The organism is Ekhidna sp., from assembly GCF_040220215.1.
GTDB lineage: Bacteria > Bacteroidota > Bacteroidia > Cytophagales > Cyclobacteriaceae > Ekhidna.
In genome coordinates, this window is sequence record NZ_JAVJTR010000005.1 from 52,931 (window position 1) to 65,675 (window position 12,745).

The 12,745-nt window shown below is 40.2% G+C and carries 15 protein-coding genes; 6 read left to right on the top strand and 9 right to left on the bottom strand.

Features of this window, described 5'->3' with window-relative positions; all coding sequences use genetic code 11:
* The first annotated feature begins 100 nt into the window (after positions 1–100).
* From RIC88_RS00725 to msrB, 4 genes are all read left to right on the top strand, one after another.
* Complete coding sequence (locus RIC88_RS00725) at positions 101–1,255, top strand: hypothetical protein (RefSeq protein WP_350215507.1); 1,155 nt, start codon at positions 101–103, stop codon at positions 1,253–1,255.
* Positions 1,256–1,355: 100 nt separating this feature from the next.
* Positions 1,356–2,552: an L-2-hydroxyglutarate dehydrogenase gene (gene lhgD, locus RIC88_RS00730; RefSeq protein ID WP_350215508.1), complete on the top strand. Its 1,197-nt coding sequence runs from the start codon at positions 1,356–1,358 to the stop codon at positions 2,550–2,552.
* Positions 2,553–2,575: 23 nt separating this feature from the next.
* Positions 2,576–3,097 carry a DinB family protein gene (locus RIC88_RS00735; RefSeq protein ID WP_350215509.1) on the top strand — a complete coding sequence of 174 codons (522 nt, stop codon included), beginning with the start codon at positions 2,576–2,578 and terminating at the stop codon, positions 3,095–3,097.
* 284 nt (positions 3,098–3,381) lie between these two features.
* Positions 3,382–3,873, top strand: a complete 492-nt coding sequence (gene msrB / locus RIC88_RS00740; protein ID WP_350215510.1) for a peptide-methionine (R)-S-oxide reductase MsrB — start codon at positions 3,382–3,384, stop codon at positions 3,871–3,873.
* Here msrB and RIC88_RS00745 read toward each other — a convergent pair.
* On the bottom strand, positions 3,833–4,819 hold the full coding sequence (locus RIC88_RS00745; protein WP_350215511.1) for a YheT family hydrolase: 987 nt from the start codon (positions 4,817–4,819) through the stop codon (positions 3,833–3,835). The two genes, msrB and RIC88_RS00745, sit on opposite strands and share 41 nt — an antisense overlap.
* A gap of 58 nt (positions 4,820–4,877) precedes the next feature.
* Between RIC88_RS00745 and RIC88_RS00750 the strand changes: the two genes are divergently transcribed.
* A complete protein-coding gene (locus tag RIC88_RS00750) occupies positions 4,878–7,271 on the top strand; it encodes a TonB-dependent receptor (protein WP_350215512.1) in 2,394 nt (797 codons plus the stop codon).
* Between the two features lie 14 nt (positions 7,272–7,285).
* On the opposite strand, the gene RIC88_RS00755 is transcribed toward RIC88_RS00750, so the two are convergent.
* The 7 genes from RIC88_RS00755 to RIC88_RS00785 form a co-directional block, all read right to left on the bottom strand.
* Positions 7,286–8,176, bottom strand: coding sequence for a hypothetical protein (locus tag RIC88_RS00755; protein ID WP_350215513.1), 891 nt, complete (start codon positions 8,174–8,176; stop codon positions 7,286–7,288).
* 93 nt (positions 8,177–8,269) lie between these two features.
* Positions 8,270–9,130: a DUF5777 family beta-barrel protein gene (locus RIC88_RS00760; RefSeq protein ID WP_350215514.1), complete on the bottom strand. Its 861-nt coding sequence runs from the start codon at positions 9,128–9,130 to the stop codon at positions 8,270–8,272.
* A complete protein-coding gene (locus RIC88_RS00765) occupies positions 9,117–9,659 on the bottom strand; it encodes a YceI family protein (protein ID WP_350215515.1) in 543 nt (180 codons plus the stop codon). The genes RIC88_RS00760 and RIC88_RS00765 overlap by 14 nt, the downstream gene beginning before the upstream one ends.
* Before the next feature lie 8 nt (positions 9,660–9,667).
* On the bottom strand, positions 9,668–10,459 hold the full coding sequence (locus RIC88_RS00770) for a SprB repeat-containing protein (protein ID WP_350215516.1): 792 nt from the start codon (positions 10,457–10,459) through the stop codon (positions 9,668–9,670).
* Positions 10,460–10,524: 65 nt separating this feature from the next.
* On the bottom strand, positions 10,525–11,277 hold the full coding sequence (locus RIC88_RS00775; protein ID WP_350215517.1) for a hypothetical protein: 753 nt from the start codon (positions 11,275–11,277) through the stop codon (positions 10,525–10,527).
* Positions 11,278–11,368: 91 nt separating this feature from the next.
* A complete protein-coding gene (locus RIC88_RS00780; protein ID WP_350215518.1) occupies positions 11,369–11,839 on the bottom strand; it encodes a DUF2452 domain-containing protein in 471 nt (156 codons plus the stop codon).
* Complete coding sequence (locus RIC88_RS00785) at positions 11,826–11,966, bottom strand: hypothetical protein (protein WP_350215519.1); 141 nt, start codon at positions 11,964–11,966, stop codon at positions 11,826–11,828. The genes RIC88_RS00780 and RIC88_RS00785 overlap by 14 nt, the downstream gene beginning before the upstream one ends.
* A 135-nt stretch (positions 11,967–12,101) precedes the next feature.
* Between RIC88_RS00785 and RIC88_RS00790 the strand changes: the two genes are divergently transcribed.
* A complete protein-coding gene (locus tag RIC88_RS00790) occupies positions 12,102–12,464 on the top strand; it encodes a DUF3127 domain-containing protein (RefSeq protein ID WP_350215520.1) in 363 nt (120 codons plus the stop codon).
* On the opposite strand, the gene RIC88_RS00795 is transcribed toward RIC88_RS00790, so the two are convergent.
* A complete protein-coding gene (locus tag RIC88_RS00795) occupies positions 12,461–12,742 on the bottom strand; it encodes a hypothetical protein (RefSeq protein WP_350215521.1) in 282 nt (93 codons plus the stop codon). The two genes, RIC88_RS00790 and RIC88_RS00795, sit on opposite strands and share 4 nt — an antisense overlap.
* Positions 12,743–12,745 lie beyond the last annotated feature (3 nt).

The following is a 12,745-nucleotide window of genomic DNA, read 5'->3' on the forward strand; positions in this document are numbered from 1 at the left end:
ATCTACGTAAAAAACGTATTCTGCTAAATACGAATTTCTCGCTCACCAGACGATATCAGTAGGCCTAGTTTTGAGTTTTCTAAAACTTTAAACCATACAAATGAAAACGTCTAGAATGAAAGAATTCCTCAAAGGAAATATTGCTTTGCTTGCTATTGTAGTTTTAATGTTTTCCTGTTCACAGGAAGGTGAAGGTGTCTCTCAGAGCAACTTTTCCATTAACAATGATAAAGCTCAGCTAAATGAAAGAATGACCAAAATGAACCAATCGGTTGTTGTAAACACTTCCGAAAATGGTAGAGGAAAAGCAGATTTTGAGCTGATCCTAAAGGGCGAACTAGCTCCACCGTCAATTGATGAAAACAAACTTCAAGCAACATCGATAACCAGAAAAGGTAAGCTATTGGCAGTAAGCTACAACTTCAAAGGTGAGACTTATGCCGGTGGAATTGACCTGCTAACCGATGACCTAGAAATTACTTCGCAAGTACTTTTTAATGATTCTGACATCAATGACTTAACTTTTTCAGGAAGCAGTCTGTTCTTCGTTGGGTCCACTTCTTCTATGTCCATCCCGGCATTCATCCAAAAAATCGGCTTCAACCAGGGAAATGGAACCTTTAAATCTGAAGAAAGCATACGTGAATCTTTAGGTAGCTATGCTGCAAACAGCGTATTGGAAATAGGATCGGATATCTATGCAACTTCTGGCAATCTTGCCTCACAAGGAGGAGGACTTTACCAACTAAGTTCATCCTTACAGAAGAAAGGCTATCAACCGGTAGAAGATGCGAAATGGGTTACATCAGATGGAAAATCTATGGTCTGTGTGGCAGGATCACCAAATAAAATATACGCGTTTGACAATGATGATCTGAAAGAGAAAGATAATTTCAGCCATGCCGGGAAGCCACTTGAAGAGGCAAAAATGACAGTGGATGTAGACAAGGACTTGGTGTTTATTGCCGGAGGTGAAAACGGAGTGCTTATTTATGATATGGATGGAAATCTGGAAGGACACATTACCTTCTCTGACAATTCTGTCACGAACGCAGTTTCTGCTGAAAAGGATCGTCTATTTATCAGCAACGGAGAAGGAGGAGTATATGTGGCTTCCTATAAAAAAGATATTGAAATCATAGGCAAACTTGAGCTTAATACTGCAGAATCTGTCAACCATATCCTAGTTCATGATGACTACCTGTATGTTGCTTCCGGTCTCGGTGGCGTCAAAATGATTGAGATTAAAGACTAGGTGTCTAAGAAAATTTTCAATAAGAATCAGAAAAAACATCATTCAGTTGTAGGAATTTAAGCGTACCAACGATATTTGCCCCGCACACTCAAACAGGTTTATGTATAATGTTGTTGTGATTGGTGGAGGTATCGTTGGACTTGCTTCCGCACTGAAAATCAAAGAAAAGAATCCTAACTACAAGGTTGCCATTGTAGAGAAAGAGCGTACCATCGCTCAGCATCAAACTGGTCACAACAGTGGCGTCATTCATTCGGGCCTCTATTATAAACCAGGAAGCTACAAAGCAAAAAACTGTGTAGATGGCTACAACATGCTGATTGACTTTTGTAAGGAGGAAGAAATTCCTTTTGAGCTTTGCGGCAAGGTCGTTGTGGCAACCAAAGAAACTCAACTGGATGCTTTAAACACACTCCATGAAAGAGGAATGGCCAATGGTTTGCTGGGAATCAAAAAACTAAGAGCGGAAGAACTAAAAGAATATGAGCCACACGTCGCTGGTGTCAGTGGGCTTTGGGTTCCTCAAACCGGGATCATTGATTATAAACTTGTAGCTGATAAATATGCCGAAAAATTCAAGCATTTTGGCGGTGAAATATTCTCCTCAAACAAGCTCGTGTCCTTCAGGCAAGAGCGCGGATTCATCCATGTTTATACAGAAAATGAACGCCTAACTACTCGTGTGGTCGTTAACTGTTCAGGGCTTTACACAGATAAAATAGCCAAACTTTCAGGTGCAAAGATTGACTACAAAATTGTGCCGTTCAGAGGTGAATATTATAAGATCAAACCAGACAAAGAATATCTGGTCAAAAACCTGATCTATCCCGTTCCGGATCCAAACTTTCCATTCCTAGGGGTTCATTTCACCCGACATATCGATGGAGGCATAGAGGCGGGACCGAATGCGGTTTTAGCTTTTGCACGGGAAGGCTACAAAAAGAGCCAGATCAATATGAAAGAACTGATGGGCACGCTATTCTACCCTGGATTCATGCGTGTAGCGTATAAATATTGGAAAACAGGTTTTGGCGAAATGTATCGTTCCTATTCTAAAGGGGCATTCACAAAAGCACTTCAAGAACTGATCCCGGAAATCCAAAAAAAAGATCTCGTGAAAGGTGGATCTGGTGTACGTGCACAAGCCTGCGATCGTAAAGGTGGATTGATTGATGACTTTCTGGTAGTCGAGCACGATAAGTTTATCAACGTTGGAAACGCACCCTCACCTGCTGCAACTTCTTCATTAGCCATTGGCGAGCGGGTAGCCCAGATGGCAATTGAGCGATTGAAATAGAAGTATGATCGTATCTTTATCAGATGCAATTCGACCTTCAAAAATCCATCCTTATTCTTGAGCGCACTCCAATTGTACTTAAAGAATTATTAAAAGACCTCCCCAACGACTGGATCACTCCCAATGAAGGTCCTGACACTTGGAGTCCATTTGATGTGGTTGGTCACTTAATTCATGGAGAAAAAACAGACTGGGTTCCTCGCACTAAAATCATTTTAGAGGATGGAGTTGATAAACCCTTTGAGCCATTCGACCGTTTTGCTCAATTTGAAAATAGCAAAGGGAAATCACTTAACGAGCTATTGGATCAATTCGACAATCTGCGAAAAGCCAACCTCAAAGAGCTTAAATCGCTGGATGTAGAAAACAATCTTAAGAAAAAAGGCAGACATCCTGAGTTGGGCGAGGTGACCTTGAGCAATTTACTCTCCTCATGGGTTGTGCATGATCTTGGTCATATCTCGCAAATCACCAGAGTGATGGCTAAACAGTACATAGACGAAGTGGGCATCTGGAAAAAATACCTGGGGATTTTGGAGAAATAAAGTATTGACGAACTCAGTTAGGGTCCAAAACGCTAACTGAGTTGCAGAGGAAGAATGGTTAATTATTCACAAAGTAAGTTACTATCAAAAAGTCACTCCCGAAGGAGTCTATCAACTAAAACAGTGAGCGTTTTGACGTAAAAATAGATTCCCTTCGTGGAATGGCTCAGCTTGTCGTTTTTTTGACTGAATTACATGCTAACTTCAAGAAAATAAAAGTCAGTTGAAAGACGTATTCACACATCCATTGAAACCGACTTCACTGTTTAATTCGTTAATCGGGTATGAAAAAGCTAATCGTCCTTATTGCAATGGTACTTTCCTTTGGTTCCTGCGCCCAGCAGAAACCGGAGAAGACAGCATCAAAAACATCATCCATTGAAAAAATAGAAAAATCTGAAGCTGAATGGAAGAAAGAATTGACAGAGATGGAGTATTACGTACTGCGGGAAAAAGGAACTGAGCGAGCGTTTACCAGCGAATTGAATGACAATAAAAAAGAAGGGATTTATTCATGTGCTGCTTGTCAGCTTCCCCTTTTTGAGTCCTCCACCAAATTCAAATCCGGTACCGGATGGCCATCATTTTATGAACCAATCAATGAAGTGAATGTGGCTGAAGAAGATGATCTGGCTTATGGTATGGTCAGAACCGAGGTACTCTGTGCTCGTTGTGATGGACACCTGGGGCATGTCTTTCCTGATGGCCCAAAACCCACAGGTCTGAGATATTGCATCAATGGGGCTGCATTGAAGTTTGAGGAGAAGGGTAAATAACCTCCTCAATAAATCGATCAGCGGCATATTCCATGTAGCTCCATTCACTATTGGGGATGGTGAAGCCTACGTGACCTCCCTTTTCCGGCATTTCCAGATAGATGTTCTGACTCTTTTCAGCTAGCTCCATTGGATAGCATTTATCTCCTAGCATAGGATCATTAAGTGCGTTTACAATCAGAAGCGGTATTTTGATATTTGGAAGAAATTGATCACTGGTGATTTTTGCATAGAAATCGTCGGCGCTGGAGTATTCCCGATGCACCTTCAAGGTAAACTTCTCATCCAGCTCACGAAAGGTTTTCACATCACCAATTCCATCCACATCCATCTCTACTATTTCTGATTTAGTAAGAATCTTTTCTTTGATTTTCTTAACAAATCGTTTCTCATACAGCTTGCTGGCTCCCTTTCGAAGCATCTCCGCACTATTCTGCACATTGCAAGGGACAGAAAATGAAATGGCTCCTTTTATTCTTGGATCAGGATTACGCTCCCCCAGATATTTCTGCTGCATTCCTCCGCCCATTGAGTATCCAATCAAAACCATCTCTTCATATCCTTCTGACAGTCCTCTTTCAATTACCGCTCCAATATCCTCCGTCGCTCCATGATGATACAATCGTGGTAATCGGTTCATTTCACCACTACAACTGCGATTGTTCCAGGCAAGAATATCCCAACCTTTATTCGAAAAGTACTGTGCCGGACGTTTGATGTAATGCCGATCGGCACTTCCCTCTAAACCATGACTAAGGACAATCAATCTATTATTTCCTCTCCTGACCCAATCCAGATCTAGAAAATCACCATCGGCTAACTCAAGGCGTTCACGCTCATATTCAACTCCCTTCACTTCATAAAATAATGAAGGAATGATGGTCTCAAAGTGACCGTTTAACAAATACCATGGCCTTCTGTGATAATTAGATTTTATAATAGGCATGAACGGCGCAATTTTTGCTTACAAATAGCATTAACTAAAAATCGAAATTAGTAACTGAATGAGACTTAATCTTACGATTACCTTTCTTCTTTTCATCACGTTCTCTTCTTATTCGCAAAATGCGCTAGTCGTAGATGATGCCACCGGAAAACCGGTAGTGGATGTATTCGTCTATCATGAAAACAAGGAAGATGTTTCCTACACGAATGAGAAAGGAATTGCTGACATTTCTTCCTTTCCAAGTGGACTTATTTTCTTTCAGCACCCTTCATTTCATCAGCAGTCTATCGCTTTTTTAGGCAATGACCTCCGGGTGTCATTAAAAGAGAAAATCATGTCCTTCAATGAAGTGGTCATATCTGCGAATAAGTGGGAACAGAATGAAGAAAGTGTGTCTCAGCAAATCATGACGGTAAACAAAAAGACCATTCAGTTCCAAAACCCTCAGACTTCAGCTGACCTATTGGCAAACTCAGGACAGGTGTTTGTACAGAAAAGTCAGTTGGGTGGTGGATCTCCAAAAATCCGAGGCTTTGCGGCAAATTCAGTGCTTCTTGTTGTCGATGGTGTAAGAATGAACAATGCCATCTTTCGAAGTGGAAACCTGCAAAACGTAATTAACATTGACCCTAATGCGCTGGAAAGTTCAGAGGTAATCTTTGGACCGGGTTCAGTAATCTATGGTAGTGATGCTCTAGGTGGTGTGATGGATTTTCATACCATCGAACCCAAATGGTCGAGCGATAATGTGGCCGACATTTCTATAAATGGCATGAGCAGATATAGTTCGGCAGCAAATGAACGGACTGGACACCTGGATGTATCCATAGCTCAAAAAAACTTTACTTTTTTCCACTCCTCCTCCTTTACAGCTTTTGATGACCTGAGAGCTGGAGGAAATCGTTCAGGAGGATACGATGAGGCATTCGAGCGTAATTTTTATGTACGGCGAATTAATGGTGAAGATCAGCTGGTTCAAAATAATGATGTTAACGTTCAGAAATTCTCCGGTTACGACCTATTCAATACCATCTCCAAAGCTAAGTATCGATTAAGCCCAAACACCGACATCAGCTATGGATTTTATTACAGCACCACGTCAGATATTCCCCGATATGACAACCTGACTCAAACACTTGGACCTGATACAGATTCACTTGCTGCCGCAGAATGGTACTATGGACCACAGGAATGGATGATGCAAAGCCTTAAATTAAACTTCTATCAAAGCAATGCTTTGTTTGATCAGGCAAGGGTCACTTTGGCCTATCAAAAATTCGATGAAAGCAGGAATGACCGAGGATTTGGAGATGATCGCATAAGGACCCGCACTGAAATCGTAGATATGTATTCCGCATCGTTGGATTTCGATAAAGAATTTAATCGATCAAATTTCTATTACGGCGTTGATTTCTACTACAATGACATTCAGTCTGAGGCTTTTAGAAGGAACATTGAAACTGGTGAGATAACCGAGACTAGCACCAGATATCCCGATGGAGGAAGTGATTACACTTCATTCGCGGTTTATGGTAGTTATGTGAATGAGCTTACGAACCAGGTGACTTTTAATAGTGGAATTAGGTTCAACACCATTTCACTGAACGGAGAAACAAGAGATGCACAGGCGCTAACGAGTGGTGCCTCTGAGATTGACCTACAAAACTCTGCATTAAACGGGTCCCTGGGATTGGCCATAAATCTGAACGAAATAAGCAAAATCAGCTATAATGTTTCAACAGGATTTCGGTCTCCTAATGTGGACGATGTAGGAAAAGTATTTGAAGTTGGTAGCAGACTTACTGTTCCTAATCCAGATCTAAAACCGGAATACTCTCTCAGCTACGAGTTAGCATATCAGCGAAAAACAAGCAGAATGCTTTTCAAAATGGTAGCGTTCCATAGTAGACTGTTCGATGCAATTGTTGATGGGCCATTCGCTTTAAATGGCAGTAATACAGCTAATCTGGATGGGGAAACATTAAATGTGTTTGCAAAAGTGAATACCCAGGATGCTGAAATTTATGGTGGAAGTCTCAATTTCACAGCAGAAATAGCAGACAATTGGGCTATCGCTAAAACCATAAGCTACACGGGTGGAAAAGACATCACTAATGATGAACCACTGAGACACACTACACCTATTTTCGGAAAGGCGACCCTCATGTTTCAGGAGAAAAAATTCAGATCTGAGTTTTATATTGAATACAATAGCGATCGGGACAGGGAAGATATTCCTTCGGCAGAAATTGATCAAAAACCCTACCTCTATACTGATTCCGGATCACCAGGATGGTATACGTTTAATTTAAAATCAAGCTACCAGGTAAGTGAAAGCGTAAATGTAAATGCCGGGCTTGAAAATATACTTGATAAGCATTATCGGCCGTACTCTTCAGGTATCAGCGCCCCGGGTAGGAATTTTATTGTAGCCGTGAGAGCAAGTATCTAGCAAAAAGAGCAGAATTACTTAAACAACCTTAAGCCAATTGTAAAGTCAACCCTGGTTAATGAAAAGTCGGCTGGTACAACCGTGCCGTTATTGTCAAACTCTGAAAGGCGTGCGATATTAACTTCCGCACCAAGTCCGACCCCAAAGTTTTCCACAAGTAAGAAATCGTAACTAAAGCCTAGCACAAACCCGAAAGTATCCCCTTCCTGATAAAAAGGGACTCCATCCCCTTTTCCATCAGTGCGATATCTTACAATTCCGCCTGCAATAAAGTAGTTGACAACCTGATCGTCATAGAAGAAGTTGCGATACGAAGCTGATAACCCAAGATAATTGAACCTGATTCGCTCATCCCTCAAATTGGTAAACCCAAATGCAGTACTGTAAGGGGGTTGAAAATCCTCATTGGCGTGTGTGTAAATGTGATTGTATTTTACACCTAAACCAATATTCTCAGATACGAAATAGTGAAATTCACTACCAAAATTCCACAAAGACTGCATTTGCTTTTTATATGAGCTGGGCAACCCTTGATAGCCTCCTAGTTGATACGTATATCCGGTATTCAAAGACAACCTAAAGGAGGCCGGCTCAAAGTCTTCTAAAATAAACCGATCTTCATCCCTTATGGGTCTGGTTTCAATAGCTTCTACTTCATCATCAGGATCAGATGGATTATCTTCAGGTTTTGCTTGATTGTGGTAAGCAATATGTGTAAGAGGAAGTCTGGATTGCATCAGAAGTATGCCACTCCGCTTATCAAAGACAGAAAAATGAATAAACTCATTTGTGATTCTCGTAATCCTACAGCTAATGGTATCTTGTTCTGTGGTTACAATAATGTCCTGAGATTTGGCACAATGAAAAGCCAGAGTAAATGCCAAAAAAAATAAAAGTTGTCTCATTTGCTATATTCTCAAAACAATATTAAGATCAAATAAACCTATTTCAGGCTAATTTAATCCTGACAAGGAGAAGAATATGCAGGATTTCTTCTACTACCTTTTATTAGGTCGTAAATCAAAGACTCGGGTTATATTGAACCCATAATGAACATCACCATCCCAGAAATTTTCCGTGGTTTCCCCAATAAATCCACGCTCGTTCATTTGAGTAGAATTCGTGAAGTGTAGCTGGAACACATGTCCACCGGTTTCAATGTCTACGCCCACCGCAAAAGCATTTTGAAACTGATCTGATTTATCTGAAAGCTGAGGGTAATATTCTGTAACAACAGCTATTCGATTCGACACTTTATACCTGGCTCCCAGTCCTACTGCCAACAGTATGTTATCATCCTGATTTGTAGCCACCAGATTTCTTTGAATGACTGTAGGTGCAACCTGAAAACTGAAATTACTATTGAATTTTCTTGCAATTAATACTTGAGCTGTATACGCATTTCTATCAGCTCCTTCCAGGCCAAAAGCGTCTACTGTCTTTCGCGCAATGCTGGTAAAAGCAGTAGCCGTAAAAGGGAAGTTATCAGACTGCCTTGCAAATCTATATTTCACAAAAGCATCAACTACTTTATCAAAAGAAGCCCGGCCGATTCCAATATTCAAATCATCGGTCAATCCATACTCCAGGCCTAATCGTATGGTAGAAAAATCAAGCCCGAAAAATTCATCATAGCCGGAATTCAGGGTACCGAAACGGTGACCAATGATAAACTCAAGTACACCATTTGACCTGGTTTCAATAGAGTGTCCATTAATAACCCTTGTGCTCTTAAATGTAGCAGAAACATAGCCTTCGCTATCCGCTTGTTCGGATTCCAACAACTCTAGTAATTCATCATCTTGAGCCGTGGCATTTAATGAAAAAATGATCAGGAACAGTAAACTAATTTTTCTCATATGGGTCATATTGAAATTTTGCTGTAACCTCTACTTCTTCAGCAATATTATAAAAGACAGCCTTTGGTATTTTTATTTCATAATCTGAAAGCAGGATAGGAAATACGGTATTGATAATGATTTGATTATTTTCAAAAATCAATTCGCCATCGATGGTGACCTCCTTCGTAACTCCATGAATTTCCATCGTTCCTTTGGCGTTCGCTTGAAAAGATCCATTTCCTCCATCCCAACCTTCAATCTTACCTTTGAATGTTGCGTTGGGATATTTTCCTGACTCAAGATAGCTTTCATTGAAGTGCTCCTGCATCAGTTTTTTCTTAAAGCTAAACGACTTTATAGGCACCACGATGACTATGGCCATTTTCTCAACATCAATGATGCTGGATGCTGACTCGTTATCTGCTTCTATATCCTCTAGGGGAGCATCGGAGAAAAACTTCACAAACGAGTCTGAGGTTTTAAATCGCTGCGAGAACCCTGACAGACATACCAGCATGAATATGAGCAGAATGATTTTTCTAATCATGTGACTATTTAGTTGTCTTTCGCACCATCATCCACCCAACAGGCTATCATAGCTACTTGCTCCTGAGTTAGTACCCCCGGAGATCTTGGCATAGAGCCATTCTGAGTTCTTGCTTTAATATTATCTGCCTTCGCCCTAACATCTTCTTTTTGTAACCAGTTTCTATCGGAACCATTATCTCCATTGTGACATCCCGAAAAGGTACACTGAGCTTGAAGTAGCGGCATAATATCATTACTCAGGCTTATGTTTGAACTTACATAGACCGATTTTGTACTGGAACAACCAGACCCATCAGTTACTGTTACCTCATGATTCCCGGCTGAAACAGAACTAAATAGATTGTTTGACTGAATCGGTCCATCATCAAGTGAATAAGAATATGAATTATCCCCACCGCTTGCTGTAACCTCTATGGAACCGGTATCATTTAGGCATTCTGAGTTTGTTGTTGTTAATGAAACTGAAATTCCACCATCTGCTTCCAATGTTGTGTTCAAAGTGGAAGAACAATCATCTGCATCTTTTATGGTTATAGTTAGACTCCCAGCAACTAAATCTCGAAATTCGGTCGACGTTTGGAAATTAGTTCCGTCGATGCTATAGGTATATGGCTCGGTTCCTCCAGACCCTATAACTACAATACTTCCTTTGGTTTCGCAGGTAGGAAGAACTGATGATTGAACTGAAACTGACAAATCTGATTGATTGCAATCAACACCCGGATCTTCACTATTATCTGAACATCCACTATAAATGAGGCACCCAACTAAAAGTGTCCAAAAAATTAAGTTTTTCATACTTCTTAGAGCTTGGTTCATTAATAAAGTTACAAATAAATGTAACAACATTAAAGGTATGTACCCTAGTTATTTGTTGCTCCATCATCAACCCAGCATGCGATCAAATCAATTTCACTATCCGTCAAAGACCTATTCCTGGGCATAGTCCCAGCTTGTGTCTCGGATTTAATTCTAATTGCATTTTTCACCACTTCCTCTTCAGAAATTAATCGGGGTGATTGAGAGCCGTTGTGACAACCTGAAATTGCACAATCTTTTCGAATAATTGGCATGATATCACCAGACAAACTGGTGTTAGTTCTAACCTGAATTGATTTTTTTACCTGACAGTTTTCTTCATCCTTTACTGTAACGTCATATTTACCGGACGCTAAGGCATTAAAAGAAGATGTCTTTGAAAATTTACCACCATCAAGTGAAAACATTAATTCACCAACTCCTCCGGTTGCTTCTGCGGTAATTGATCCGGTAGAGGATAGACACTCCGAATCTGAACTTGCAAGTGATAATGCAATCCCTGTCGGTTCTGATTCAAGTGTAAATGCAATTGAAGAGGTGCAGCCTGTATTATCTCTTACCAAAATGAGAAAGTTGCCGGCAAAAAGATTTTCAAATGTTGATGACTCTTGAAAATTATCCCCATCGACACTGAATTCGTATGGTGCCTCACCGCCTTCGGCCCTTACTTCAATAGACCCAGGAACATCACAATCAGATTTTAAAAAAGAAGTCACCTGAATGGCTAAATCTGATTTAGTACAATCAATGCCTAAGTCTTCTTCGCTATTGCCTGAGCAACTCTGCAGGAAAGACACAATCAAAAAGTGTAAAACGAAAATTATTCTTCGATGGATCATATTTTATTAATCAACGAAATTAATCATGGTTTGAGTTTTTGTGATCAAACTAAATGTATGCTGAATTATTGGATTTGACTACTTCCCATGTGTGATCAGAAAGTAGTCTTACCTCCGCCTCAAATACTTCATACGGAAAGCTTTTACCCCATTCATCCGGACTGACCATTGAAAGTAGATCCGTGCCATCCTTCTTTTTATACAAATAATAAACTTTACCGATAACTGGTTGAAACGGAACGTGCGCCTGATAGATTCGTTCTGAGACTTCTACCCTTTTCTTTAAATATTTTGCCTGTTCGATCAACGTTTGCATCTGCTCATACAATTGATGAAACTGCCTGTCCGTCTGATCATGCATAGCAGCAACTGCATTGCCTTTTATACGGCCTTTATCTTCTGGTTTAATGATGGCACTACCAGCATGATGCGCATACTCAATCAAACCAGGAAGGTCGGTGATCTTTTCCCGTTCCTTATCAAGGTCTATTTGGGAAATATCAACTTTATTCTTTTCCATTCTTAGTCTCTACTTTGCCTTTGTCCCATGGAGCTACAGTCCTCCTGCTTATATCCACAACAATAATTATCATGATTATGACGAAAATGATTGCTCCAATCAGGAAATATTTCTTAGACTTTGTCATACTTGCAATTTGAACCATCAAATTTGAACAATAGTTTAACCCTGATGAAGGGTTTATTCTAAAAACTGGTCTCATTAATTGAATTGATACTTAACTTCGATTTTTTTTCTGACCCAGTAAAAACCGAGTTAATAAATGATAGTAGAAGGCAAAATCGTAGAGAAGTACGACACACAAAGCATTAAAGACACTTTTAAAAAAAGGGAATTTGTACTTGAGTATGCTGAAAACCCTCAGTATCCGGAATTTGTAAAATTTGAATTAATACAAAGTAATTGTGACCAGCTCGATAGTCTTAATATAGGAGATGATGTCACAGTCAACTTCAACTTGAAAGGCAGAAAATGGACGGATCCTCAAGGGCAGGTTAAATACTTCAACAGCCTGCAAGCGTGGAGGGTAGATAAAAAATCAGGAGCTGCACAGGATTCGCCTCCTCCTCCATCACAGGAGTGGGCAAAGGAGGATTTCTCACAGGATGATGATCTTCCTTTCTAACGTTTCTTCTTGAAGGTAATCGGAATGTATTCGTCTGTAGGTAATCCGATGTGAGCCAGGTTCCAGTTCTGATCATATCCATTCACAAGTTGACGAATACATTCTACTCGATCTTCAGTTGGATATGGACAATCATCCCACCTGAAAATTTCCACACGATATTGATATTGTTTCTTGATACCATTGACTCTTACTTCTACTTCAATATCTTGCTCCTCGTTAAGCTGGGGTATTTCTATGCCTATAATTCCCATATGATGAATAGTTTTTATATTCATAGG